At 54.5% G+C, this 22936-nt stretch carries 24 protein-coding genes; 11 read left to right on the forward strand and 13 right to left on the reverse strand.

Features of this window, described 5'->3' with window-relative positions:
* Nucleotides 1–190: 190 nt before the first annotated feature.
* The 7 genes from ENN40_10980 to ENN40_11010 form a co-directional block, all read right to left on the reverse strand.
* Entirely contained in the window at nucleotides 191–1291 is a 1101-nt protein-coding gene (locus ENN40_10980) for an ABC transporter ATP-binding protein (protein ID HDP95864.1), read from the reverse strand.
* Between the two features lies 1 nt (nucleotide 1292).
* Nucleotides 1293–2135, reverse strand: coding sequence for a sulfate ABC transporter permease (locus tag ENN40_10985; protein ID HDP95865.1), 843 nt, complete (start codon nucleotides 2133–2135; stop codon nucleotides 1293–1295).
* The gene (gene cysT, locus ENN40_10990; protein ID HDP95866.1) at nucleotides 2119–2958 is read right to left on the reverse strand and encodes a sulfate ABC transporter permease subunit CysT; all 840 of its coding nucleotides are present in this window, start codon (nucleotides 2956–2958) and stop codon (nucleotides 2119–2121) included. Before cysT ends, ENN40_10985 begins: the two co-directional genes overlap by 17 nt.
* Before the next feature lie 87 nt (nucleotides 2959–3045).
* Complete coding sequence (locus ENN40_10995) at nucleotides 3046–4068, reverse strand: sulfate ABC transporter substrate-binding protein (GenBank protein HDP95867.1); 1023 nt, start codon at nucleotides 4066–4068, stop codon at nucleotides 3046–3048.
* A gap of 96 nt (nucleotides 4069–4164) precedes the next feature.
* A complete protein-coding gene (locus tag ENN40_11000; GenBank protein ID HDP95868.1) occupies nucleotides 4165–4377 on the reverse strand; it encodes a CopG family transcriptional regulator in 213 nt (70 codons plus the stop codon).
* Nucleotides 4378–4408: 31 nt separating this feature from the next.
* Nucleotides 4409–4738 (reverse strand): PilZ domain-containing protein, encoded by a 330-nt coding sequence (locus tag ENN40_11005; GenBank protein HDP95869.1) that lies wholly within the window; start codon nucleotides 4736–4738, stop codon nucleotides 4409–4411.
* 172 nt (nucleotides 4739–4910) lie between these two features.
* Nucleotides 4911–5729, reverse strand: a complete 819-nt coding sequence (locus tag ENN40_11010; protein HDP95870.1) for a hypothetical protein — start codon at nucleotides 5727–5729, stop codon at nucleotides 4911–4913.
* A 117-nt stretch (nucleotides 5730–5846) separates the two neighbouring features.
* Here ENN40_11010 and ENN40_11015 point away from each other — a divergent pair, with 117 nt between their 5' ends.
* The 4 genes from ENN40_11015 (at nucleotide 5847) to ENN40_11030 (ending at nucleotide 9259) form a co-directional block, all read left to right on the forward strand.
* On the forward strand, nucleotides 5847–6452 hold the full coding sequence (locus ENN40_11015; protein HDP95871.1) for a DUF1282 domain-containing protein: 606 nt from the start codon (nucleotides 5847–5849) through the stop codon (nucleotides 6450–6452).
* 68 nt (nucleotides 6453–6520) lie between these two features.
* Nucleotides 6521–7753 carry an N-acetylmuramoyl-L-alanine amidase gene (locus ENN40_11020; protein HDP95872.1) on the forward strand — a complete coding sequence of 411 codons (1233 nt, stop codon included), beginning with the start codon at nucleotides 6521–6523 and terminating at the stop codon, nucleotides 7751–7753.
* Nucleotides 7750–8631 (forward strand): diaminopimelate epimerase, encoded by an 882-nt coding sequence (dapF, locus tag ENN40_11025; GenBank protein ID HDP95873.1) that lies wholly within the window; start codon nucleotides 7750–7752, stop codon nucleotides 8629–8631. The genes ENN40_11020 and dapF overlap by 4 nt, the downstream gene beginning before the upstream one ends.
* Nucleotides 8606–9259 carry a hypothetical protein gene (locus ENN40_11030; protein HDP95874.1) on the forward strand — a complete coding sequence of 218 codons (654 nt, stop codon included), beginning with the start codon at nucleotides 8606–8608 and terminating at the stop codon, nucleotides 9257–9259. The genes dapF and ENN40_11030 overlap by 26 nt, the downstream gene beginning before the upstream one ends.
* Nucleotides 9260–9502: 243 nt before the next feature.
* Here ENN40_11030 and truB read toward each other — a convergent pair whose 3' ends face one another.
* The 6 genes from truB to ENN40_11060 all read right to left on the reverse strand — a co-directional run bounded on the left by truB (nucleotide 9503) and on the right by ENN40_11060 (nucleotide 16462).
* Nucleotides 9503–10417: a tRNA pseudouridine(55) synthase TruB gene (gene truB, locus ENN40_11035; GenBank protein ID HDP95875.1), complete on the reverse strand. Its 915-nt coding sequence runs from the start codon at nucleotides 10415–10417 to the stop codon at nucleotides 9503–9505.
* The gene (locus tag ENN40_11040) at nucleotides 10414–11433 is read right to left on the reverse strand and encodes a hypothetical protein (GenBank protein HDP95876.1); all 1020 of its coding nucleotides are present in this window, start codon (nucleotides 11431–11433) and stop codon (nucleotides 10414–10416) included. Before ENN40_11040 ends, truB begins: the two co-directional genes overlap by 4 nt.
* On the reverse strand, nucleotides 11414–11695 hold the full coding sequence (locus ENN40_11045; GenBank protein HDP95877.1) for a DUF503 domain-containing protein: 282 nt from the start codon (nucleotides 11693–11695) through the stop codon (nucleotides 11414–11416). The genes ENN40_11040 and ENN40_11045 overlap by 20 nt, the downstream gene beginning before the upstream one ends.
* Nucleotides 11695–14151, reverse strand: a complete 2457-nt coding sequence (locus ENN40_11050; GenBank protein ID HDP95878.1) for a translation initiation factor IF-2 — start codon at nucleotides 14149–14151, stop codon at nucleotides 11695–11697. Before ENN40_11050 ends, ENN40_11045 begins: the two co-directional genes overlap by 1 nt.
* 11 nt (nucleotides 14152–14162) lie before the next feature.
* Nucleotides 14163–15230, reverse strand: coding sequence for a transcription termination factor NusA (gene nusA / locus ENN40_11055; protein HDP95879.1), 1068 nt, complete (start codon nucleotides 15228–15230; stop codon nucleotides 14163–14165).
* Between the two features lie 98 nt (nucleotides 15231–15328).
* Nucleotides 15329–16462 (reverse strand): hypothetical protein, encoded by a 1134-nt coding sequence (locus ENN40_11060; GenBank protein ID HDP95880.1) that lies wholly within the window; start codon nucleotides 16460–16462, stop codon nucleotides 15329–15331.
* Between the two features lie 283 nt (nucleotides 16463–16745).
* On the opposite strand from ENN40_11060, the gene ENN40_11065 reads away from it, so the two are divergent.
* Genes ENN40_11065 through mtnP form a run of 7 tightly spaced genes read left to right on the forward strand, consistent with a single transcriptional unit; the run spans nucleotide 16746 to nucleotide 22934 of the window.
* Nucleotides 16746–19073: a YjgP/YjgQ family permease gene (locus tag ENN40_11065; protein ID HDP95881.1), complete on the forward strand. Its 2328-nt coding sequence runs from the start codon at nucleotides 16746–16748 to the stop codon at nucleotides 19071–19073.
* A 41-nt stretch (nucleotides 19074–19114) separates the two neighbouring features.
* On the forward strand, nucleotides 19115–19663 hold the full coding sequence (locus tag ENN40_11070; GenBank protein ID HDP95882.1) for a sigma-70 family RNA polymerase sigma factor: 549 nt from the start codon (nucleotides 19115–19117) through the stop codon (nucleotides 19661–19663).
* Nucleotides 19530–20180 carry a zf-HC2 domain-containing protein gene (locus ENN40_11075; GenBank protein HDP95883.1) on the forward strand — a complete coding sequence of 217 codons (651 nt, stop codon included), beginning with the start codon at nucleotides 19530–19532 and terminating at the stop codon, nucleotides 20178–20180. Before ENN40_11070 ends, ENN40_11075 begins: the two co-directional genes overlap by 134 nt.
* Nucleotides 20173–20667: a hypothetical protein gene (locus ENN40_11080; protein ID HDP95884.1), complete on the forward strand. Its 495-nt coding sequence runs from the start codon at nucleotides 20173–20175 to the stop codon at nucleotides 20665–20667. Before ENN40_11075 ends, ENN40_11080 begins: the two co-directional genes overlap by 8 nt.
* Nucleotides 20664–20849: a hypothetical protein gene (locus ENN40_11085; GenBank protein HDP95885.1), complete on the forward strand. Its 186-nt coding sequence runs from the start codon at nucleotides 20664–20666 to the stop codon at nucleotides 20847–20849. The genes ENN40_11080 and ENN40_11085 overlap by 4 nt, the downstream gene beginning before the upstream one ends.
* The gene (locus ENN40_11090; protein HDP95886.1) at nucleotides 20849–22012 is read left to right on the forward strand and encodes a hypothetical protein; all 1164 of its coding nucleotides are present in this window, start codon (nucleotides 20849–20851) and stop codon (nucleotides 22010–22012) included. The genes ENN40_11085 and ENN40_11090 overlap by 1 nt, the downstream gene beginning before the upstream one ends.
* 58 nt (nucleotides 22013–22070) lie before the next feature.
* Complete coding sequence (gene mtnP / locus ENN40_11095) at nucleotides 22071–22934, forward strand: S-methyl-5'-thioadenosine phosphorylase (GenBank protein ID HDP95887.1); 864 nt, start codon at nucleotides 22071–22073, stop codon at nucleotides 22932–22934.
* Nucleotides 22935–22936 lie beyond the last annotated feature (2 nt).

A 22936-nucleotide genomic window follows, 5' to 3' on the forward strand; every position in this document is an offset into this window, starting at 1 on the left:
ATGGGCTGTGGAAATGTGCAAACCCCTTACGGGGTTCTCACATTACCACAAGCCCTTTTTTATACCCCAAACTCGTAAAGGTATGTGCCGCTAAACCTCGTAAACATACATGCCGCTTGACAAAACCAAATGATCAGTATGAGTGCCCCTTGGGTAAGGTGTTGATATATAACTCTTCAACTTTCCAACTTTATTCTATATACCCCAGACTGCTCAACATGGTGCGCACCGATTGATGTCCTTCATCAGCGGAAAAGAGTTGAAATGAACCAAAGGTCATGCCCACCTTCTTGCCCGGCTCCAGCGCCGCCCCGGATACCCTGTTACGTGAAACCATGCATTTTACTTGGTTATCTCCCAGCTTCACCTCCACTTCATAATGGCTGCCCCGGTATTGAATTCCCGATATCACGGAGGAAACAGCTTGAGAAGAAGGTTCCGGATGGATCTCAATCTCTTCCGGACGCACCAGTATGACCACGGCGCATTCTTTTGTGGAGGAAGCGGCCGGCCAGGGAATGGTTTCACCGGTACCGGCAATGCGTAATTTTCCGCTTCCCGCAAACGCTTCCAGCACATTGACATGGCCGACAAAACTGGCGACAAACCGGGAGTGGGGCGCTTCATAGACCTGGCTGGGCGTGCCGACCTGTTCCACGCACCCATGGTTGATCACCACGATTTTGTCTGCGATTTCCATGGCTTCACTCTGGTCATGGGTAACGAACACACTGGTTACGTGAATGCGGTCGTGCAGATTACGCAGCCATTGCGCCAGGTTTTTGCGCACCTTGGCGTCCAGAGCGCCAAAGGGTTCGTCCAGCAACAATACCCGCGGTTCCGGGGCCAGGGCTCGCGCCAGGGCGACCCGCTGGCGCTGCCCTCCCGATAACTGGGCCGGGTAATGGTATTCATGACCATGCAGTTTCACCAGGTCGATCAATTCCTCGACGCGAGAGCGGATCTCTGCGACGGGGCGTTTCTGGATTTCCAGGCCGAAAGCGATATTGCGAAACACGGTCATATGCCGGAAAAGGGCGTAGTGTTGAAACACAAACCCGACCCTGCGGTTCTGGGTGCGTATGGCGGTCACATCCTTACCGGTCAAGTAAATCCTGCCGCTGTCCGCGTTTTCCAGGCCGGCGATAATGCGCAGGATAGTGCTCTTGCCGGATCCGCTGGGTCCCAGCAGGGCAACCAGTTCTCCTTCTTCCACTGAAAAAGAAGCATTCTTTACGGCCTCGAAATCACCAAAAGACTTGCACAGGTTTTCAATGCGGATCCCGCTCATCTCAATTAACTCCTTTGCGCCGATTCACGTACTGAATCACATTCAGGATCACAAAAGACACCAGGGCCAGAACCAATGCGGCGCTGAACGCCCCGGCATAGTTTAAATCCGTAAACTGGTCATGCACCCTCAGGGTTGCGGTCTGGGTCTTCTGAATAATGCTGCCGCTGACCACCAGAACGGCGCCGAATTCACCGATCGAGCGGGCAATGGTCAGGGTGACGCCATACCCCAGGCCCCAGCGGATAGAGGGAAGGGTCACCCGCCGGAATGTCTGCCATTTGTTTGCCCCCAGAACCGCCGCGCACTCCTCCTGTTCTGCGCCGAATTCCCGCAAGACCGGAAGGATCTCTTTGATGACGAACGGCATGGTAACGAACAGGGTGGCCAACAGCATTCCGGGAAACGCGTACACGATCTTTGCGTTCATTCGCTCCAGTACCGGGCCGAGCCAGCCGTTCGGTCCGAAAAGCAGAATCAACATGAACCCCGCCACAACCGGGCTGATGGCAAACGGCAAGTCGATGCTGCTTTCCAGCAGCATCTTTCCAAAAAAGCGCTGGCGTGCCAGCACCAGTGCGGAAATGGTCCCCAGGACGGTATTGATCACAACCGCCGCAACCGTCAGGATCAGGGTCATCCAGAATGCGTGCAGGGAGGCCGGAGAATGAAGGGCGGTGCGGATGGTTGTCCACGAATAGTCCAGTGCTTCGCGGGCGATTCCGTAAAGTGGAAACAGAATCAGCAAGCCGAACCATAACAACACCGCGCCGGTCAACAGGTGGCGACCCACCGGGGTCCGTTTCCGCAGATTCAAAGCGGCGATATCAGTTTGATTCCGCATGACCCTGATTCCTTTGCTGCAGAAAGTTCAACACCAGCAGTGTCAAAAGCGAAATCACCAGCAATACCACGGAAAGCCCCATGGCGCTTTCGGGACTGCCGCTTTCAATCTCGCCGTAGATGTATACCGACGCCACCTGGGTGCGCATCGGGATATTTCCCGCCACGATGATAATGGAGCCGAATTCCCCCAAAGCCCGGGAAAACGACAGGGCCGCGCCACTCAGAATGGCGGGTAACAATGTCGGCAAAACCACCCGGAAAAACGTGCGAATCCGGCCGGCGCCCAACGTAGACGCGGCTTCCTCCATGTCGCCTTCCATCTCCATCAATACCGGCTGAACCGCTCGGACCACAAAGGGGAACGTGACAAAAAGCAGCGCCAGCACGATTCCCGGCCGGCTGAAAACCACTTCAATCCCATGCCTGGCCAGCAGCGTGCCGAGTACACTGCGGGGACCGTATAAAACCACCAGCATCATGCCGGTTACCACAGTGGGAATGGCAAAAGGGATATCCACCAAGGCGTTGATCAATCCGCGAAACGGCACCTGGTGGCGCACCAGTACCCAGGCGGTTGCCGTCCCCGTTAGCACATTGATCAGAACCATGATCATGGCCATGCGCAGGGTCAGCCATAGCGCCGCAAGGGCCTGGGGATGGGTGATCTGCGCCCACAGTGATCCGAATCCGCTGCGGAACGCTTCCACACTAATCGCAAGAACCGGCAATACCACCAGCAGCCCGATAAAAAAAAGAAAAATCCCCCGCAAGACCAGGTCGGATGCCTGTCGGGGTTTTGCGGCAGCCTGATCAGTACGCATCTCTCTCCCCGGTTCCCTTCCGATTGCGCTCCGGGTATTCGCGTTTATCCCTGACTCCCGGTTTTGCGCCCATGAACACGGTTGACGTCAATTGCCCTGTTGCTCGAATATACGCGTCCAGACTCCCCGGCTGCTGTACAGGAGATCGGTCGCCTTTTTCCAACCACCCAGATAGCGAATATCAAATAACCGCGGCGGCCGGGGAAAGACGGTTGCGAACTCTGCCGCCACGTCGGCATTCACGGAACGAAAACCATAACGGGCAAAAGCGCGCTGGGCTTCAGCCGAATGTAGAAATTGAACAAACGCTTCGGCCACCTCGCGGTTGCCGTGTCGCTCTACGTTCGCGTCCACTACCGCAATGGGATTCTCGATCAGAATGGTCTCATCCGGAACGATGATTGAAAACTCTTTTCCCTGTTTCTGACGAAGCAAGGCTTCGTTCTCATATGTGAGAAGAACGTCTCCAACTCCGGTTTCAAAGGTGGTCACCGATGCGCGACCGGACTTGCTCATGACCCGGACCCGCGACTGCACCGCGGCCAGAAAATTGCCTGCGGCCAAGGGATCGGCCGATCCCGTCTCTATCTCGGTCCTCTTGAGCTCGGATCCGTAAATGGCATTGACCACCCACATGGCGCCTCCCGAGGTTCTGGGACTGGGATAGATTACATCCACATCTTCTCGGGTCAGGTCCTCCCAGCCTTGTATATTCTTGGGATTTCCCGGGCGGGCCATCATCACCACAATGGATCGGGTGATGAATCCCCGGTGTTGGGCCTCCTGCCAGTCATGGGTGATTAACCGCGCATCCCGCAGGCGCTCAATATCCGCTTCCAGAGAGAGTGCGGCGATATCGGCTTCAAATCCCTGGACAATGGCACGGGACTGGGCGCCCGAAGCCATATAAGATTGCTGAACATGAAGGTCTCTGCCGGTTTTTTGTTTCCACAATTGCTGGAATCGTGGAATCAATTCCCGCTGATAAACCTCTTTCGGCACCGTGTACGCGCCCAGGGTCAGTGTATCGGAAACAGTATCCGTATGTCCCCCGCACCCGGCCAACAGCCCCAACAGCCCCAAACAAACCAGCCTGCGGAAAATTCTCATTTCCTCCTCCTGTAGTCAGATCTTAGTACGATTATAGTACAGAAAGAAAAAAAAGACAAGCCCGCAATAAAAAATGTTCGTTTGGGGAACTGCGGACTAAAAGTAACCCAGGTTCTTCAGTCGGCGGCGGATGGCCTCGGTTTCATCCCGGCTGCGGTCGTCCCTGTCTTCCAGGCCGGTTGACATTAGATCGCGCAAGACGTACACCACGAACTCGTTTACACTGCTGAACCCACTGCCTTCAATGACTGTTTTCAAGCGGTCATAGAGTGGCCGGGGAATCTTCAGGGTCACCTTGTCCCGGATCATGGAAAGATTCTATGCCGCGGGGAAAAGCTTGTCAAGGCCGTTGATCAAGACTGAAATCCGCCAGATACTCCACGTACCTGCGGGGCGGGCGTTTGATCTGAATGCCCATTCCGCCGGAAATTCCGGAAACATTGGGATCGGAATCCGTGTTGTTCCAGACCACGATTCCGGTTAAGGGAATCAACTCATTGCCCGCGGCCAGCAGCAATGAAAGGCGGGTATACGGAGCGAACAGTTCCGGGGATTCAACATAAACTCCCCGCCTGGATACGTTCATGACCAGCCCGAGGCCGTCAAATCCATTGCTGCTGATATTGACCAACAGGTTTTTCTGATAGCGCGGAAATTGTCGCTTGGCCATCCGGACCACCGCCTCCTTGATTCCCTTAAGCAGCAAAACTCATGCCTCTATTCCGATAACCCGGCATTGCTTCGCGGGCCCCACGGGGTCTTTGTTTGGACTGCTTCGGACACTGCCTGCAAAAAAGATTGCGGGTAACAATTACCCGAACCATACCCGGAATTCACACATTTCAGCGCGAGATTCCCAGCAGGATGAGGGCCACCATGGCCAGAGTCACGGAAACCAGGCGCCTTTTGCCCAGTCGTTCACTGAAACAGAACGTCCCCGCCAGGGCGAACAACACGATCACCCCCGTATCCACAACGGGAAACACCACAAAGGCCGGCATCTTTTCCAACGCCTTCACAAGAAAGAAAGAAGAGTAGTAGTTGGGAATGCCCAGGGCGAATCCGATACCCACGGCAAAACCGGAAAGCCGTTGCCTGCGAACTGCCACCACAATACAGCCGCCAACCAGGGCGGCGCCGAAAACCACAGTCAGGAAGCGACTCTCGGGAACATGCGGATGCACCACGGCAAACCATTTCAACATCGCGCTGATGCATCCGAACAAAGCAAAAAGCACCAGCAACACCGGCGCGATGCGCTTCTTGCCCCCTTCCCATGACCACAGAACCACGATAATGAGGACCAGAGCCGTTACATCGATCGCGCTCGGCGACTCACCGAAAACCGCCACCGCCACCAGGACGGGAATGATCAGGGAAATGCGGCCCATGGTAACAGCCGGCGCCATGCCTTCCCGGCGCAGGGCCAGCCCGAAAACCATGAACCCCACCAGAAACATTACGCCCAATCCCATCCCGGCAAAAAGCGCGTCGGGCGGCATGGCTATGCTTCGCCGGGAAGGGCCGCCCATGGCCACAAAGGTGGCGGTGGCATAGTTGCTCGCGATTACAACCAGCCGCGGAAGATCGCGGCGCTCCACCCAGCGCAAAATCAGGGCTATGGAAAACGAAGACAAAAGCGCCGGCAGCAGGTAAATCACCCACGACCCCCGTTTGCACATCCGTTTCCGGAATGAATCACAACGGATTGACTTTCCCTGAAGAGTGAAGGTACAATTTGATACAGACTTGGATAACTATCCAGGTAGGAGGCTCTAATGAATTTTAACGCCATCTTGCAGCGCTGTCTGGCCCTCGTAACCAAGCCCAAAGAAGAATGGGAAAAAATCAAGGGGAAAGACACATCCATTGCCGCCCTCTTTACCCAATACGCCATGATCCTGGCCGCCATACCCGCCCTGGCCGGCTTCATCGGGTATTCCTTGATCGGCATCAACTTCGGTCTGCGCACGTTCCGGATTCCCGTGGGCCGGGGTTTGCTCTGGGCCATATTCCAGTACGTACTGGCATTGGTCGGGGTTTATGTTATGGGCATGATTATCGATCTCTTGGCTTCTTCCTTCGGAGCTGAGAAAAACCTGAATGAATCCATGAAAATCGCGGTATACGCCTGGACCCCGGCCTGGGTAGCCGGAATCCTGCTGCTCATCCCCTCGCTTTCCGTAATCACCCTCATCGTCAGCCTCTATGCCCTGTTTCTATTCTACCTGGGCATTAAAATCGTCAAGAACCCACCCGAAGACAAAGCCGTCGCTTATTTTGTCGTCACCCTGATTCTGGTCATCGTGGTTTCCCTGCTGATCAACTACCTGGCCCGTGTCATTGCGTTTCCCGGCATCGGGTCTTTCATGGGCCGGTTCTGATCCAGTATCATTGCCCGGGGGGGGACACCCCCCCTGGGGGCCCGTTTCGGAAAACTCAAGATCCCGCCGTGCCGCGATCAACGCATAACTACCAGTCCATCTTCTGCGGGATTCTGTTGTTGGCCCTGTCGTCGCTTGCTTTTGCGGCAACGACCCGGGCAACGCTGAACAACATTCGCTTTTACAATTATCCCGATTACACCCGGGTGGTCCTGGACCTGAGCCGTCCCATGCAAATCCGGGAAAAAGTACTCCCGGGAAAAGAAGTAACCCGGCTCTATTTTGATCTCACGCCCTGTCGCATGGGGGCGGACTTCCCCAGGGAAAAAGTCCCGGAAATCCCGATCGATACGGGAAACCTGAAACGGGTCCGCCTGGGGCAACAAAACGCAGACACCCTGCGGGTGGTTTTTGATTTTTTCCAGATCGGGAGGTATCGCCAATTTTACCTGCGCGGACCGGACCGGATCGTCTTCGACATCTATCAGCAACAGCGGGAGATCGCGTCGGCCCCGACTCTCCCTGAAACGAGCGACGGCGGTTATTCTTTGGCACGGCAACTCGGACTGGGCGTACATCACATCATTGTAGACCCGGGACACGGCGGCAAGGATCCCGGCACCGCGAACCCCCAACTCAAGCTTCAAGAGAAAAGCATTACCCTGGACATCGCACGCCGGCTCAAACTGCTGCTTGGCGGAAAAGCCGGATTCAAAGTCACCCTGACCCGTGATGACGATCGCTACATTTCTTTGGAAGAACGCACCGCGATCGCCAATTCACACAAAGCCGATCTGTTTGTGTCCATCCACCTGAACGCGGCGCCCAACAAAAAAGCCCGAGGGGTGGAAACCTACTATCTCAGTTTCACCACCGATCCGTGGGCGACCCAGGTGGCTGCCCAGGAAAACGCCGTCAGCACCAAATCGATCGGGGAAATGAAATCTCTGATCGAAAAAATCATGCAGAACGCGAAAGTAACGGAATCCAAAGCATTGGCCGCGAGCGTGCAGAAAAACCTTGCGGATACGTTGAGAAAACAACACAAGCAGGTCGCAAATCTGGGTGTAAAAAAGGCGCCTTTTTATGTGCTGGCCGGAGCGGAAATGCCCTCCGTTCTCGTGGAAGCCTCGTTCTTGAGCCACAAAGACGAAGCGCGGTTGCTGAACACGGATGCGTACCGTGAACAAATCGCCAAAGGCCTTTATGATGGCATCCTGGCCTACATCCACAGCCTGGGAAAAACCGAACCCGGCGGAGAACACTCACAAACCGCGGCTTCCGTGAACCTGCAACCATGAACGCTCTGTTTTCTCTTGCCGGCATTCCGCAGCGGATCGACTTGATCAAAACGGTCAGCTGCGGCAACGATTTTCTGCAGCTCGATCTCGAATCCCTTTCGGAAAAGCGGCGTTCCCGTCTGGGGCAATTCGCACACGCGATCTGTGACCGGCACAACGGCATGGGAGCCGATGGCTTGGTGGCACGTTGCTCCATTTCTTCCGGAACGTTCGGATTTCAAGTTTTTAACCGCGACGGTCGCGAAGCCGAGTTGTCCGGGAACGGCATGGCCGGATGCGCCGCGGTCGTTTTCGCTCTGGAGCCCGGACTCAATTCCATCACGCTTCAGACCGCCGTGGGACCCCGCCGCATCGCCTGCAAACAACGCCGATTCCCCCGGGTGGACATGAGCGTGGAAATCGGCCCGGCTGACTTTGCAAATTATCGACAATTTCCCTTTCTGGATAAGCGCGCGGGTGGGTACGCTTCCGATGGAATCGATTTCTTCCCGGTGTCCGTCGGCAACCCCCACGCGGTGTGCCTGGTACCATCGGGAATTTCCGAAAAAGAGATGGTTGAACTGGGGCAACACTTGCAGAGTTCCACCCGCTTCCCGGAAGGGATCAACGTGGAAGTCGTGCGCCCCGGAAATACGCCGGGACACTGGCATGCCCGCTTCATCGAGCGTGGAGTCGGAATCACGCAATCATCTTCTACGGGGTGCGCAGCCATCTTTGCCGTACTGCACAAACAGCGCCTCGCAGCCCAAAAAACGGTTATCTTTTCTGCCGGCGCCTCCGGAATCCATGTCGGCGGCAACTTGGACGGAATAACGGTTGAAAACACCACACAAATCGTTTATAAGGGTGAATATGCGCCGCTCAGCCAAGAAAATTGACACTCACATCATCGGTTTGCTACTGATGATTCTGATCGCGTTACCCCTTGCGGCCGACCAGTTGTACACCGTGGATGGCAAAGTCTATGACGGAAAATTCGTGGCTTTCAAGTACAGCACCATCTTTTTCAATGTATACAAATTCGGCAAGTTTCATTCCAGCATGCGCTTTCCCCTCTACCAGGTATGGAAACTGGAGTTCAACGATCCACAGAACGCCAGCCTGGTTTCATCATTTGAAACCGAAGCCAATTACCGCAAATTCCGTCGCGGCAAGCGCATCAAAAAAATCAGCCTGCCCGCCGATCAACGCTGGGTCAATACGGGCATTCAACTGCAGATCGGCCAGGATATCCTCTTCTCCATTTCGGGCTCCATTCAGATCGACGACAACACCAAAGTCTTTCAGAACGGCAAGATCTCTCCCAAACTGGACGCCCGCAACCCCATGCCCAATCAACCCGTTGGGGCCGTGATCGCCAAAATCGGCGCCGACGGCCCGCCTTTCTATGTGGGCGATGACCGCGCACCATTTCACGTCTCCAGGCAGGGTTCGTTGTTTATGGGCATCAACGATCACGACTTGTCCGACAACAACGGGGAATTTTCCGTAATTATCTATTATTAAGAAAGTTGAAGAGTTGAAGAGGAAAGAGGTTAAAAAAAGGTGACAGGAAAAACCCTCGGTAGAGGGCGTATGGCATACGCCCGCCTGGAATAAAAACAGTTGGGAATGTAGGGGCGACCGGCCGGTCGCCCGAAACCTTGGTGCCGGGAGTGCTCTTTTCTACCTTCTACAAGTTCTCCCAGGCAATCCCTACTGTTGCTCCCAGGAGATCTTCCTACAAATACTCCTGAGGTCCCCTACCTTCTACTTGTCGTCTTCCGGAAAGACCATGCGAGGGCTGAACCGCGGTCCGTTGTCTTCCCGCGAAACCAGGGCTACCAGATGCCCCGATTCATCCATCACCCGATACATGGGACTGGGAACAGCGGACACCATGCGAGTTACGTCCCGAACCCAAAGCGGGTTGCCGTTCAAGACAGATCGCTTCCCTTCTTTGCCGACCGCCAGGGTCGGCCAATCGGGCAAGAGCTTTTCCATGGGAACCACGAACCGGGACGGATCATTCCCGCCATCCTGCCGCCGCTCCAGTTCAGCCAGGTCAACCGCATCTTCCAACTTGAATTCCCCCACCGCGTCCCGGCTGAGGTGTTCCAGATAAGCTCCACAGCCCAGGATCTGCCCCATATCGTGGGCCAGAGACCTCAGGTAAACCCCGGAACCCGTTTGCGCAGAGAATTCCAGCCTGCGGGCATCGACGACACGTCCGCTTAAGGCGAAAACTTCCACCTCGACCGGCTTGGGAATCACCTCGATGCCTTTGCGGGCATAGGCATAGAGGGGACGTCCATGCATTTTCTTGGCGGAATAGGCCGGAGGTACCTGGGTGATTCGCCCGCGGAAGCGGTTCAGCAATGTCTCCAGGTCAACCCCGAACAGGTCGATCTCTTTCGGGTCTCCCACCGGTGTACCTTCTGCGTCGTACGTGGTAGTGGCCACACCGAAACGCACCACACCCGAGTACACCTTGCGACACAATTGATAAAACTGGAACAATCGCGTGCCCTGACCGATTCCAACCAGCAGCAAACCCTCGGCAATGGGATCCAGGGTCCCGAAGTGGCCGGCTTTATGGCCGGGGAACACGCGGCGCACATGCTGCACCGCATCATGGGATGTAATCCCCGCTGGTTTTGCCAGGGGCAACAATCCGTGGATCATGATAACTGCTCTTTCACAACCGCGAGTACTTTTCTTCGCGCTTCCTCTAAATCACCCTCGAAAAAAAAACCCGCGGCATGGTCGTGACCACCGCCGCCGAAACGGCGGGCCACCTGCTGCGCATTTAACTCTCCCTTTGACCGCAGTGAAATACGAAAGCGCCCCTCTCCAATCTCTTTGAAAAACAAGGTCATGCGCACTCCCAGGATTGAGCGGGCAATGGAAACGATGTCCTCTGTTTCAATGTCGTTCAGGGTGAGGTGGGAAAGAAAATTCCGTTCGAAGCGGATAATGCAGACCCGGCCGCCCAGCGTTAACTCCAGGGTGGACAGGACTTTCTGGATCAAACGTACTTTTTCCAGGGGATTGGAGTAAAACAGCAATTCGCCTACATCGCTGGGCTCGATCCCGGAGAGTCGCACCAGTTCAGATGCGATAAACAGTGAACGATAAGTGGTGTTGGAATACTTGAATGAACCGGTATCCGACGCAATGGCTGCATACAGGTTGAATGCGATCTCCGGAGTAAAGGCAACCCCGAGTTTAATCCCGAGCTCATAGATCAGTTCGCCCACGGCTGCAGCCCCGGAACAGACCCAGTTGATGTCGGCGTTACTGCCCCCGGTGGCATGGTGATCGATGTTAATGGTTCGATAGTGGTCCAGATGTTTTTGACCATTCCGGTCTTCGGTGCTGCCTTCAATTAAAACCAGGACATCAAAAGGGTCCGGATAGATCTGGCGGTATTGGATGGACTCGAAGCCGGGCAGGCGTGTGAGAGGAAAGGGCGCCGGATCAGTGTTGCAAAAGGCTACATCTTTGTCCATCTGCCGCAACATGGCGCTGATGGCCAATCCACTGCCGATGCAGTCGGCATCCGGACGCACATGCGATGTCACGGCAATGCGATCAGCTTCCCGCAGCACCCGGGCAATGCGGGTGGGAATGTCTTGCCCGGCTGGATCCTCTTTGTGGTTACTCACCAGATTTTCTCTATTAAAAAAATTCCCGTTCAACCGTTACCACAAACATGGGGTAGGTTTCCGCCACGAAGTTTTCAATACGGGAAAGAAGCTGATCCAACACTTGCCGACTCATGGACAGGGTAACCATTGAGATCTGCGCCCGCTGCCAGGAATCCTGGTAGGCGCTTTCAATGGCGGCCACATTGAAACGGCGGCGCAAGCGTTCTTTCAGGCTGAGAACAAGCCGACGCTTTTCCTTTAAATTGTGGGTGTTTCCGGAATAGAGATCCAGCACCATGATCCCCACAATCATTAGAGCGGTTTTTCGGTCAATTCGTACGCTTCGAGAATATCGCCGATCTCAATGGCATTGAAATTCTTGACCCGAATTCCACATTCCGTGCCGGCTTTGACTTCGCTGACATCATTTTTGACACGACGCAGGGTCTCGACTTCGCCCTCAAATACCAGGTCTTTGCCGCGCATCACCTTGATTCGCGATTTTCGGGTCACCTTGCCCTCGCGCACCACGCAACCGGCCACAACCCCGAGCTTGGAGATCTTGAACTTCTGCAACACCTCCACCGTCCCGATGTGGGTTTCCTCGTACTCAGGCTCCATCTCACCGCGGATGGCCTTTTCCATATCTTCCATCAAATGATAGATCACGTTGTACAGTTTGATCTCGATGCCTTCCTGTTTGGCCAACGAAAGGATCTTTTGTGGGGCTTTGACGTTAAATCCCACGATCAACGCTTCAGAAGTCGAGGCCAGCAGGATATCACTTTCCGTGATATTGCCGATTCCGGAATGGACAATGTTGATTTTGACTTTCTCCGTGACCTTTCTCAACAGCACATCCTGCAAAACCTCCGCCGAGCCGAAATTATCCGCTTTGACCACAACGGGAATCAGTTTCACCTCGGTTTCCTGCATCTTTTCAAACAACGTGTGCAGGCTCAACTTCTTTTCTTTGTCCATTTCCTGGGTGCGGCTGTCTTTTTCCCGTTGCAAGCGGATTTCGATTACTTTGGCCGCCTTGTCCACATCTTTGACCACCTGAAACAGGTCTCCGGAATCCGGAGCGGCGTCAAAACCCATGATCTCGACCGGAATCGGGGCGGAAGCGCGGTTCAACGTTTTCCCGCTGTCATCGAAAACGGTTTTCACTTTGCCGACGGCGTTTCCACAGATAAAGTGGTCGCCCCGGTTTACGTCCCCGTGCAACAGCAACAACGTGCCGATGGGGCCCAACTTGGGATCCTGGCGGGCCTCAATGATTATGCCGCGGCCGGGAATATTGGCGTACATTTTTAATTCCTGGATTTCCGACACGAGCACGATCATCTCCAGCAGTGAGTCCAGGTTGGTGCCTTCCGTGGCGGAGATTTCCACGCCAACCACATCACCCCCCCAATCCTCAACCAGCACTTCATGGCGACTGAGCTCCTGCTTGACGCGGTTGGCATCGGCTCCCTCCATGTCCATCTTGTTGATGGCCACGATCATGGGGACCCCGGCGGAGCGGGCATGGTTGATGGCTTCAACCGTCTGGGGCTGTACCCCGTCGTTGGCGGCCACCACCAGGATCACGATATCGGTCACCTTGGCGCCCCGGGCCCTCAAGTTGGTGAAAGCCTCGTGACCCGGAGTGTCAATAAAAATGATGTCGTTTCCCCGCACCTTCAATTTATAAGCGCCGATACTCTGGGTAATGCCCCCGGCTTCGCCGTCGGCCACGCGGGTTTTGCGCAACGTATCCAACAAAGTGGTTTTGCCGTGATCCACGTGCCCCATCACCGTAACCACCGGTGCGCGAACCACTTCAGCCACACCCTTATGTTTCAAACTCACGCCGAAAACGTGGTCTTCGTAGGACTCCATTTCAAGCTTCACTCCCAGTTTTTCGCACAATGCCGCCACGTCCTCGGGCATTACGATCTGGTTGGCCAGGTATTCCCGGCCCAGCTCCTCCAGGTGAAGGGACAGGGTTTTGAGCTTGATGTTCAACTGGTCACTGAGTTCCTTGATGGTGATAAAATCGGAAATGCGAATTAATTCGGGCAGATCCATTTCTTCTATTTTCGGCGGCAAGGTGGTGGGAGGCTGCTTACGCGTACCGGCGCCACGTCCCCCGGACCGGCGCGGGCGTCGCATCATGGGAGGTTGACGAAAACGCTGACGCGGTCGCGACGCGGGCATTTTGGGCATAAACGCATCTGGAGCAGACACGGGCGGCGTGCGCCTGGGTGTTCTCGGGGCCTCTTCAGCCTTATCTTTAGCCGCAACCGGTGCTTTCGTTGGAGTGCCGGATTTGGCTTTTTCGGGGCGAACGATGCGGCGTTCTTCAGGGGCCGCTTTGGAAGTGGATGGCGTCGCGGATTTTTCAGCGGAGGGTTCTTTACGGGGTGAAGGGGGAGGGGTGTGCGGCTTTCTTTTTTCGGTCGGCGATGGCGTTTCGGGCTTTGTTTCCCGCGGAATTGCAACCGGCTCCGGCTCTTTTTCAACCGGCTTCTCCGCTTCCGGTTTGGGCGCATCCGTCTTTTTGGGCGCCGCTTTACGGGCTTTTTCCATGGCCTTGAACTCTTTCTGAATCGCATTGAATTCCGGGCCGCCCGCGGAAAACTCGCGCAACAACTCAAGTTGCTCCATGGAAATCACCGAAGAATGCGATTTTACCGGCAGGCCCTGCCTTTCCAGGAAAAACATAGCCAATTTATTCGATATCTTGAATTGCTTTGTCGCTTCATGTAGTTTGATGCTCTGCATACACAATCCCCCTAGAGTTTTTTCTGAACCATGTCCGACCGGTTTTCCATGCGGTTGGTCAACTGAATATTCCACTGGGTCAATTTTGAAGCCAAACGGATATTGACTCCCCGCTTGCCGATGGCTGCGGAAAGGGAATCATCGGTAACCGTTACTTCCGCCTTGCGGTTCTCTTCGTCTAGAATCACGACTTTCAACACGTCGGCCGGACTCAGGGCGGACGCAATAAAGCGTTCCGGGGACTCGCTCCATGCGATAACATCAATGCGCTCGCCCCGCAATTCCTTGGTAATCGATAACACCCGATTGCCGTTCATACCCACGATGGCACCCACCGGGTCTACGGTTTTGTCGTTGGAAAAGACGGCGATTTTGGTTTTGATGCCGGGTTCCCGGGAAATCGCATAAACTTCCACGATCCCTTCGGAAACCTCCGGGACTTCCCGTTTCACCAGTGCTTCTATGAAATCATTTTGATAACGGGTCCCCAGGATCAACGGGCCCTTGCCTTCAGAAAACACGCGCTTGATATAGAACTTGACGATGTCGCCGCGAAAAAACTCATCCTTGGGAGACAATTCCTTGGGAGGCAAAACAGCCTCACCCACATCCATTCCCACAATGACGTTGCCTTTTTCCACGCGGCGCACTTCACCCGAAACCAATGTCCCCTGCAGGGGGTGGTACTTGTCGTAGATCCGTTGCTGTTCCGCTTGCATTACTTTATGCATGATGATGTGTTTGGCCGTTTGAGCCGCCACCCGGCCCAGGGTTTCCCCAGGTAAAAAGATCTTGATATCATCACCTTCACGGACCCGTGAATTCAGTTTCAACGCTTCTTTCCAGGCAATCTCGAAAGCCGGGTCCTTGACTTCACGAACCACCGTTTTGGTAATGTAAACCTTGATCCGGCCGCGGTCACGGTCGATCTCAACCTGAACGTTGTCCTCCTGTTCCGGAGGGAAGTACTTGCGGGAAACCGTTAAGAGAGCGTCTTCAATGGCAGAATAAAAAATGTCGGGAGAGATTCCGCGCTCTTTGCTCAGTTGCGTAATGCTCTTCAACAGTTCTTCTGCCATTTAACTGCCTCATGTTGGCGGATATTATAGGCGAGATCCACGAAAAAAGCAAACCAGGGCGGTTAAAGAAAAGGCAATACGGGGAAAAACAGCCGCTTTTACCGGTTTTTCAAGCGGGTGCGCCGGGTTTGTTTCATGGCATGGCTGAACCATTGCCACAACTGCCGGTGAAATTCACTTGAACCGGGACGCCGTTCCAACACATCGACAAGAGACATGGAAGGTTCTCGGCCGGGAGCCGCACGATAAAGCCGATCCCTCTGAAATAGGGCGGCAAATTCCGGATGGAATTGAACACCGAGTACATTGGGATAATGCCGATGGGCCACCGCTTCCACCACGCGCCCGTCCATTGATCTGGCCACAACCACCAGGTCCTTCGCCAATTCTGAGATGGCCTGGTGATGACTCGAGAGGACGGCGACCGGTTCAGCAGCGGCAGGCAGACGTTTCAGCCAATCCGCCTCGTCCCGCCAGCGAATAAAATGAAAAGCCGGCGGCAGATCTTCCATGCCCGGATTCAACATGGCCGCATACCGTGAAGAGTGGATTTGATCCGGCCCCGACGCCAACACCTCCTCAACCGTGTGCAAACCGTACACCTGCCAGGGAATATCCTGCCAGAGGGCACCCCCCAAAGCCACATTCAGGGTTTGCGCGCCCAGGCAGATTGCAAGCAGCGGAAAGCCTTTTTCACTTTCCAACCAGGCGTCAGAATTGGGACGATGGGGATTCCCCAACAGATGCCGGAAAAATGACAATTCAAACTGGTTGCGAGCCGGGTTGTCGGCATCGGTCAACAACATGTGGGACTGTGCATAAGCCCTGGGCAAAAGGTCGCTGCCCCCGGTAAACAACACACCGTGGGCACGGCCGAGCAAGCGGCGAAAATCCGCGGTCCATGGGTTTTGGCCGTGCGCGGCATCCGCGCTCGCCAGCCCGCGGAGCACCGTGAATTCAACCCAGGTAAGACCTTCTTTGTTAACAAAATCTCTTGCCGGCGCGTAATCGGTTTTCTCATCCTGATGATACACCCCGATCAAGCACATGGGCTCTGCAGGCAACAAGCCTTGGTTGCGCAATTGAAGTATGTTGCGGATCTGCCCGGTCGTGGGGTGGCACATCACCAGGGTCAGTGGCGGCGTATCCGCGGCCAGGGTTCCCACGCCATGGATCAAAACGAATACAAGCAATCCCCAGATTGCCTGGCGGTATCTGCGGTCAGTTGTCAATTTATCTCCTTGCACATGACAAGTTGAGAGAGTTGAGGCAGTTGAGAGAGTTGAGGGAGGGAAAGAAGTAACAGCTTACTCTCGCCATTAGCCCTATCTGTGTTTGTAGAAGGTAGAACGCAGAAGGCAGAAAAAACATTCCTTGCTTTCTACTTTTCACTTTTCACTTTTCACTCGGACGGTTCGCGAACCGCCCGTACACGTGTCAAACCCTGCCACCTGTCTCCTGCCTTCCTGCCACCTGTCTCCTCTTTCTCGTATCACAGTTTTTCCCCAAGGGCAAATGTTTCGTCTGCATAGACCCAAAGACCGCGTCTGTGCTATGATATCTGCCATGTGGAAATCCCTGGACCGCTACATCCTCAAAGAAATCGCCTCTCCTTTCCTGATCGGCTTGAGCGTCTACACTTTCACACTGTTGATCAACAACATCATGCTCCTGTCGCATACATTGGTCGCCAAGGCGGCCAGTACGGCCACTATCCTGAATATCCTTCTCTATCTCCTGCCCGACCTTCTAGCCTTCACCATTCCCATGTCCACTTTAATGGGAGTACTGGCCGGATTCAGCCGTATGAGCTCGGATTCAGAGACCATTGCCCTGAAAACAATGGGAATCAACAACCGGCGCCTGTTGTGGCCGGTAATGCTGTTTTGCCTCGGTACCTGGCTGCTCAGCTCCTACCTGATCATGTTCCTGGCGCCTGAAGCCAATTTCCGCCTCAACCGCCTGTTGACCCGGGTCAGCGTTTCACGCGCCGTTTCCACCATTAAGCCGCGCACCTTCTACAGGGAACTCCCTTTTGTCACGTTGTACTTTTCCAATATCAACGATGCCTCCGGCATTTGGGAAAATGTGTTTGTGTACTCTGTGAAATCCGGCGACACGGACAGCGTCATCCTGGCCCCTTCAGGGCGTTTCGTGCATTCCCGGGAAAATGATACCAGTCACCTGCTTTTGCAGAATGCCCGGGTGCACAGCTACAAACGCAACAACCCGGAGGAAACCTACTCCCTTACGCATTACAGTCTGCTCAAGGAAGATGTCTCTTCACGGGTAGAGATGAACTTCGCGCGCAAAAGTCACCAATTGGTTTTTCCGGAGTTGTTGAAACGCAAGCAAAAGAAGCCCGACGACATCCTTTTGGGCATGGAATTGCACAACAAGTTTGCCCTGCCTTTTACCTGCCTGCTTTTCGGCGTACTCGGACTTTCCCTGGGTTTGTCCACGCAGAAAGGCGGCAAAATCAGTGGATTTATCCTTTCCCTCGTCATTATTTTTGTCTACTATACCATCAGTACAGCAGCCCGCAGTCTCATTCTGAAAGAGACCCTGTCTCCGGGAGTGGGAATGTGGACCGCCAACATCTTTCTGATCATTATCGGGGTATTGCTTTTCCAGCTGAACTCGCGCGAACGCAATCTGCCACGGGTTTTTAAAAGAAAAGCATCCGTCCGCAAAAACAAGCAACAAAGGCAAAGCCGCAAACCCTTCCTGGTCGTCACCGTCCAGGCGTTCAGGCTCCGGCTGCTAAAACGCATCGACCACTACGTGTCGCGGCGCATCCTGCTGACCTTTTTGCTGACTTACGTCTCTTTAATGCTGGTTTTCTTTATCATCGGCATCGTGGAACTCGTAGACGACGTGGTGGACAACGGCGTGCCATTCTACTACACGCTGCAATACGTCATTTACAACGCCCCCAGCGTTTCTGCGTTCACCATTCCCGTTTCCCTGCTGACCGCCGTGCTGCTCAGCTATTCCTGGATGAGCAAAAACAACGAAATCACCGCCATACAGATCAGCGGCACCAGCCTGCACCGCCTTGCTTTGCCGGCATTGTGGATCGGCATGCTTTTTTCCGTGGCGGCCTTTTTCCTGCAGGAAAGAATCACCCCCGACGCCAACCGGCGGGCGGAGGAAACCCTCAACATCATTCACAAGCGTGAAAATCCGACCCTGAAGGAACGAGAGAAAAACTGGGTGGAGAGTAAAGACAACACTTTTTATTTCTACAACCATCTGAACCAACGCACACAGGTCATTCATCAATTCAATATGCTGAAACTGGATCCGAACTTTAAGATGGGGAAGCGGGTGTTCGCCAAAACAGCCGCCTGGGTTGGCGAAAAGCGCCTGCAATTGACGGACGGCTTCCAGCGCCGTTTCCAGGAAGGCACTCCCGCCGATTTCTCGGCTTTTGAATCCCTGGAACTGCCGGTACCGGAGGGCCGCGATTTCTTTTTTCACAAAGTGGCCTACACCCAACACATGAACATCCGCGAACTTCGGAACTACATCCATTATCTGGAGGAAAACCGCTCGGACACCCAGCGATTCCGGGCGGAACTGTTCCAGAAGTACGCGTTCCCTTTTTCCAGCTTGATCATGGTGTTGATCGCCATTCCCTTTTCATTTATGATGGGCAGCAAGGGAACGTTATATGGGATCGGCATTGCTGTGGGATTTTCCATGATTTTCTGGGGTATCGTTGGCATGTTCAACTCACTGGGCACGGCCACCCTGCTTTCTCCGGCCCTTTCCGCTTTCGCACCGTTGATTCTTTTCGCGGCTCTGTCCATGGGATTGTTCCTGCAAGTGAGAACGTAAAAAGGGAGTATGGGAACTTTTCGCCCGCCGAAACGTTGAAAATGACGGACATCACGATGCTGACCGACCGAATCGCAACTGGTGATCCCGAGGCATGGAACATGATAGTGGACAGGTACTCCAAAGGTATTTACAGCCTGGCGTTGAACTTTGCCGGGAATGCGGACGATGCCGCCGACATCACCCAGGATATCTTTATCAAGCTCTTTTCCAATATCCACAAGTTCACTCCGGAAGGAAACTTTAACGCCTGGCTCATGCGCCTGGCCAAAAACCATTGCATCGATTATTGGAGAAAAAACCGTAAAAGCCGTAATGTACTCCCGCTGAACGAAGACATTCGTGTTCATGACCACGATGAAGAGCAACACATGATCGACCGCATGGACATCCAGAGCCTGCGTCGCCACATCCACCAACTGGACCCGGAGCTGCGGGTCCTCTTGATCCTGCGCGATGTTGAAAACCACTCTTATCAGGAAATCGCCGCCTCACTGGACCTCCCATTGGGAACCGTTAAATCCAGGATCAACCGCGGGCGGATCAAACTGGCGCGGATGTTTCAGCAAGGAGACGACCATGGATTGTAAACTGGTGGAAGAACGGATTTCCAACTATATCGAAAACAACCTGAGCGCGGCGGAGATGGATGCCGTCCGCGAACATATCCAATCCTGCGCCGGGTGTCGCGACCTGCTGGAACACATGGAACAAGTTCTGTACCTGTGCGAAGACTTGACGGAAGATGTGCCTTTCTTTCTGAAAAACCGTTTATACAACATCGCGGAAATCCCGGTTCCGGAAGAACCGGCCATCAGTAACCGCACCGTCGCCGTACTGAAATGGGCGGCCGCCATGGTGGGTGCCGCGGTATTGCTGCTCAACCTGCTTTATTTTACCAGCATCGTCCCTCCGGCGAACCGCGTTTTGCACCTGGCCGTTTCCAAAATCGAAACCTTTGTCGTTGAAGCAGGCGCTTACGTGGAACGCATATCGGAGTCCGATCGCAATCCATTCCTGGGCTTGTTTATGTCGCCGGACAATAGAATCGATGCAAACCAGCCATTCCCCGACAGAGCCAATCACGAAGGAGGAAAAAATGGATAACCGGGAACATTATGATCAACGTGCCAAAAGCCCGATCCTGGCAGCCATTCTCTCCGTTTGTTTCCCTGGATCCGGTTTTCTCTACCTGGGCATGATTGGAAGGGGCATCACGTATATGGTTGTTTTTGCCGCCCTGATCGTCGCCCTGGTAAACGTCAGTGAATACAATGCCCGGGCCATGGAAGTGACGGTATTGGCATTGATGATGGCCGGATTTTACATCTTCCAGATCATTGACAGCTTCAATGCCGCGGGCGTGCCGCGAAAAGGCGGGACCCACGCGGGCGCTGCGGCACCCGCTGAAACCGAAACCCCCTCGCTTTTCGGTTCCGTGCTGATTCTGCTACTGGGCGTCCTGTTTCAACTGAACAATCTGGACCTGCTGGATTTTTCCCGTGTTGTTCGCCTGTGGCCGCTGTTGCTGATCGCCCTGGGCATTCACATCATGCTTTCGCATCAATCCAACCGCAAAGGAGGTGGCGAATGAACAGCAATCGCATAGACGCCATTTTCACGGGCATTCTGTTCCTGGTACTGGGCGTACTCTTTTTGCTGGATAACATGAATGTACTGCATTTCAGCCTGTGGACGTTTTTCGGACGGTTCTGGCCGGTCATCCTGATCTACATCGGGATGAAAAACATCATCATTCACTTGATCGAGCGGTAATGAAGCGCAGCGAAATTCTCATCGTGCTGGGTTTGATCGCGTTCGGCCTGGTTTTTCAATTGCTCGATTCCGGGAAAAACCCCGCGGGTGTCAACGCCGGCGAACCACTGCGCAAATTGTCGCAGGGACCGGTGGAACGAATCGAAAAACCGGCCGTCACCCATTCGCCAGTGAAACGAATCCTGATTGTGAACCCGGCTGGAGACATGACCTTTCGCAACAACGAAACCGGAGCATTGGAAATCCTGCCCACCGTGGAATGTTACAACGCTTCCGCCCAGGAAGCACGCAAGATGGCAAATCAGGTTGAAATCAAAAAAACGCTGCGCGATGACGGCACAATCGCGATTCATACGAATATTCCCGGACACTATGGCTACAAACAGCTTCGCGTGCGCCTGGACATCCGCTTGCCCCGGACCGTACCCCTGGATGTCTATTCCCGCTACGGCATCGTGGAAATGGACCACCTGCAGAACCCCAGCCGGATCAATGTTTCCCGTGGCGATCTCGAAGCCGCCCATCACGCGTCCACCCTATTCGTGGAGCATACGCACGGCAGGGTTCATCTGTCGGAAATACGTGACGCGCTCGACATCCACACTTCCTTTTCAAAACTGGATGTTCGCCGATGCGGCGACGTTTTCGTCAAGGGACACCACGCGCGCATACGCCTGGAACAGGTCCGCGGAGACGTGGTTGTGTCCAACCGCCATGAACAGGTTGATTTGCAAGACATTCGAGGAAACATCAATTTGCAGGTCCAGGATGCGCCGATCTCTCTGTCCCGGGTGGATGCCGTAACTCTTGCCATCAAGAGCGACTACAAATCACTCCATGGCCGCAATCTGGCCGTGACCACCCTGGATGCCATGGTTTCCCATGGGGACCTTGACCTCCAGTTCGCGCGAATACCGGAAACGCTGAACATTAAAGCCGGCCACTCGGATCTGCGCCTGTCCCTTCCGGCCGATGTCGATCCCCTTTTGCACGCGCAGTTGAAATACGGCCGCTTCATCAACCGCTCCGCCGTCAAAACGCATGTCATTAAATCCCGGACCCTGCATCAGGTACACTCCGTCGGCACCACACCCGTTATCATGGTGGACGGCCGCTACAGCGACCTGCTCCTGCTGCAATCGCCCCCCCTTTCCATTGATTGACATTTCCCCCTGATTCCGCTAGAACTGGAGAGAAACCCTTATCCCTTATGGAGATCTCATGAAACCAATTGAAACCGGAATCATTGGCGGCAGCGGATTCTACCAGATGGACGAGGTTCGCGACCCCCGCTTCGTTACCGTAGACACGCCGTATGGCCCCCCATCTGATCAAATTCTGACCGGCGAGTTCCGGGGGCGAAATGTGGCCTTTTTGGCGCGGCACGGCAAGGGACACCGCTTGAATCCCTCTGAGGTCAATTACCGCGCCAATATCTTCGCCATGAAATCACTTGGAGTTGAGCGGGTTTTCTCGGTTACGGCAGTGGGTTCTCTCAAGCGGAACATTGCCCCCTCGAACCTGGTCATACCCGATCAATATGTGGACCTGACCTTCAAGCGCGAAAAAACGTTTTTTGAAAACGGCATCGTGGCCCATGTGTCCATGGCGGACCCCACTTGCCCCGCGCTAAGCCGGACTGCCGCCCAGTGCGCGCGGGAGCTGGAGTTGACCGTTCACGAAGGCGGTATTTACGTCAACATGGAGGGTCCGCAGTTTTCATCGCGGGCGGAATCCGAAACCTACCGCAAAATGAATTTCGATATCATCGGCATGACCCAGGCAGTTGAAGCCAAGCTGGCCAAGGAGTTGGAACTGTGCTTTCTGCCCATGGCCTTTGTCACGGATTACGACTGCTGGCACGAAGAAGAAGGACCCGTAAATGCGGACATGGTTGTGCGCATCCTGCAAAAGAACATCGCCAATTCGGTTAAGTTGATGGCCGCGATCCTGGACAAAATCGATCAGGCGGAAGCGTGTAATTGTGCGAATTCGCTGAAATTCGCACTGATGACGGACGCGAAAAACATTTCCCCCGGGGTGCGCGAGCGCCTGCACCCGGTATTGAAAAACTACCTGGACTAGGC

It is taken from the genome of Candidatus Aminicenantes bacterium (assembly GCA_011049425.1).
Taxonomy (GTDB): domain Bacteria; phylum Acidobacteriota; class Aminicenantia; order UBA2199; family UBA2199; genus UBA876.

What these genes read in the sequence shown, in the direction of transcription:
- ENN40_11015 (HDP95871.1), top strand. Translation starts at nt 5,847, where the DNA reads ATGAATTTTAACGCCATCTTGCAGCGCTGTCTGGCCCTCGTAACCAAG.
- ENN40_11075 (HDP95883.1), top strand. Translation starts at nt 19,530, where the DNA reads ATGTTGAAAACCACTCTTATCAGGAAATCGCCGCCTCACTGGACCTCC.
- ENN40_11000 (HDP95868.1), bottom strand. Translation starts at nt 4,377, where the DNA reads ATGATCCGGGACAAGGTGACCCTGAAGATTCCCCGGCCACTCTATGAC.
- ENN40_11080 (HDP95884.1), top strand. Translation starts at nt 20,173, where the DNA reads ATGGATAACCGGGAACATTATGATCAACGTGCCAAAAGCCCGATCCTG.
- ENN40_11085 (HDP95885.1), top strand. Translation starts at nt 20,664, where the DNA reads ATGAACAGCAATCGCATAGACGCCATTTTCACGGGCATTCTGTTCCTG.
- ENN40_11065 (HDP95881.1), top strand. Translation starts at nt 16,746, where the DNA reads ATGTTTCGTCTGCATAGACCCAAAGACCGCGTCTGTGCTATGATATCT.
- truB (HDP95875.1), bottom strand. Translation starts at nt 10,417, where the DNA reads ATGATCCACGGATTGTTGCCCCTGGCAAAACCAGCGGGGATTACATCC.
- mtnP (HDP95887.1), top strand. Translation starts at nt 22,071, where the DNA reads ATGAAACCAATTGAAACCGGAATCATTGGCGGCAGCGGATTCTACCAG.
- ENN40_11070 (HDP95882.1), top strand. Translation starts at nt 19,115, where the DNA reads ATGACGGACATCACGATGCTGACCGACCGAATCGCAACTGGTGATCCC.
- ENN40_11045 (HDP95877.1), bottom strand. Translation starts at nt 11,695, where the DNA reads ATGATTGTGGGGATCATGGTGCTGGATCTCTATTCCGGAAACACCCAC.
- ENN40_10995 (HDP95867.1), bottom strand. Translation starts at nt 4,068, where the DNA reads ATGAGAATTTTCCGCAGGCTGGTTTGTTTGGGGCTGTTGGGGCTGTTG.
- dapF (HDP95873.1), top strand. Translation starts at nt 7,750, where the DNA reads ATGAACGCTCTGTTTTCTCTTGCCGGCATTCCGCAGCGGATCGACTTG.
- ENN40_11005 (HDP95869.1), bottom strand. Translation starts at nt 4,738, where the DNA reads ATGGCCAAGCGACAATTTCCGCGCTATCAGAAAAACCTGTTGGTCAAT.
- cysT (HDP95866.1), bottom strand. Translation starts at nt 2,958, where the DNA reads ATGCGTACTGATCAGGCTGCCGCAAAACCCCGACAGGCATCCGACCTG.
- ENN40_10980 (HDP95864.1), bottom strand. Translation starts at nt 1,291, where the DNA reads ATGAGCGGGATCCGCATTGAAAACCTGTGCAAGTCTTTTGGTGATTTC.
- ENN40_11030 (HDP95874.1), top strand. Translation starts at nt 8,606, where the DNA reads ATGCGCCGCTCAGCCAAGAAAATTGACACTCACATCATCGGTTTGCTA.
- ENN40_10985 (HDP95865.1), bottom strand. Translation starts at nt 2,135, where the DNA reads ATGCGGAATCAAACTGATATCGCCGCTTTGAATCTGCGGAAACGGACC.
- ENN40_11090 (HDP95886.1), top strand. Translation starts at nt 20,849, where the DNA reads ATGAAGCGCAGCGAAATTCTCATCGTGCTGGGTTTGATCGCGTTCGGC.
- ENN40_11050 (HDP95878.1), bottom strand. Translation starts at nt 14,151, where the DNA reads ATGCAGAGCATCAAACTACATGAAGCGACAAAGCAATTCAAGATATCG.
- nusA (HDP95879.1), bottom strand. Translation starts at nt 15,230, where the DNA reads ATGGCAGAAGAACTGTTGAAGAGCATTACGCAACTGAGCAAAGAGCGC.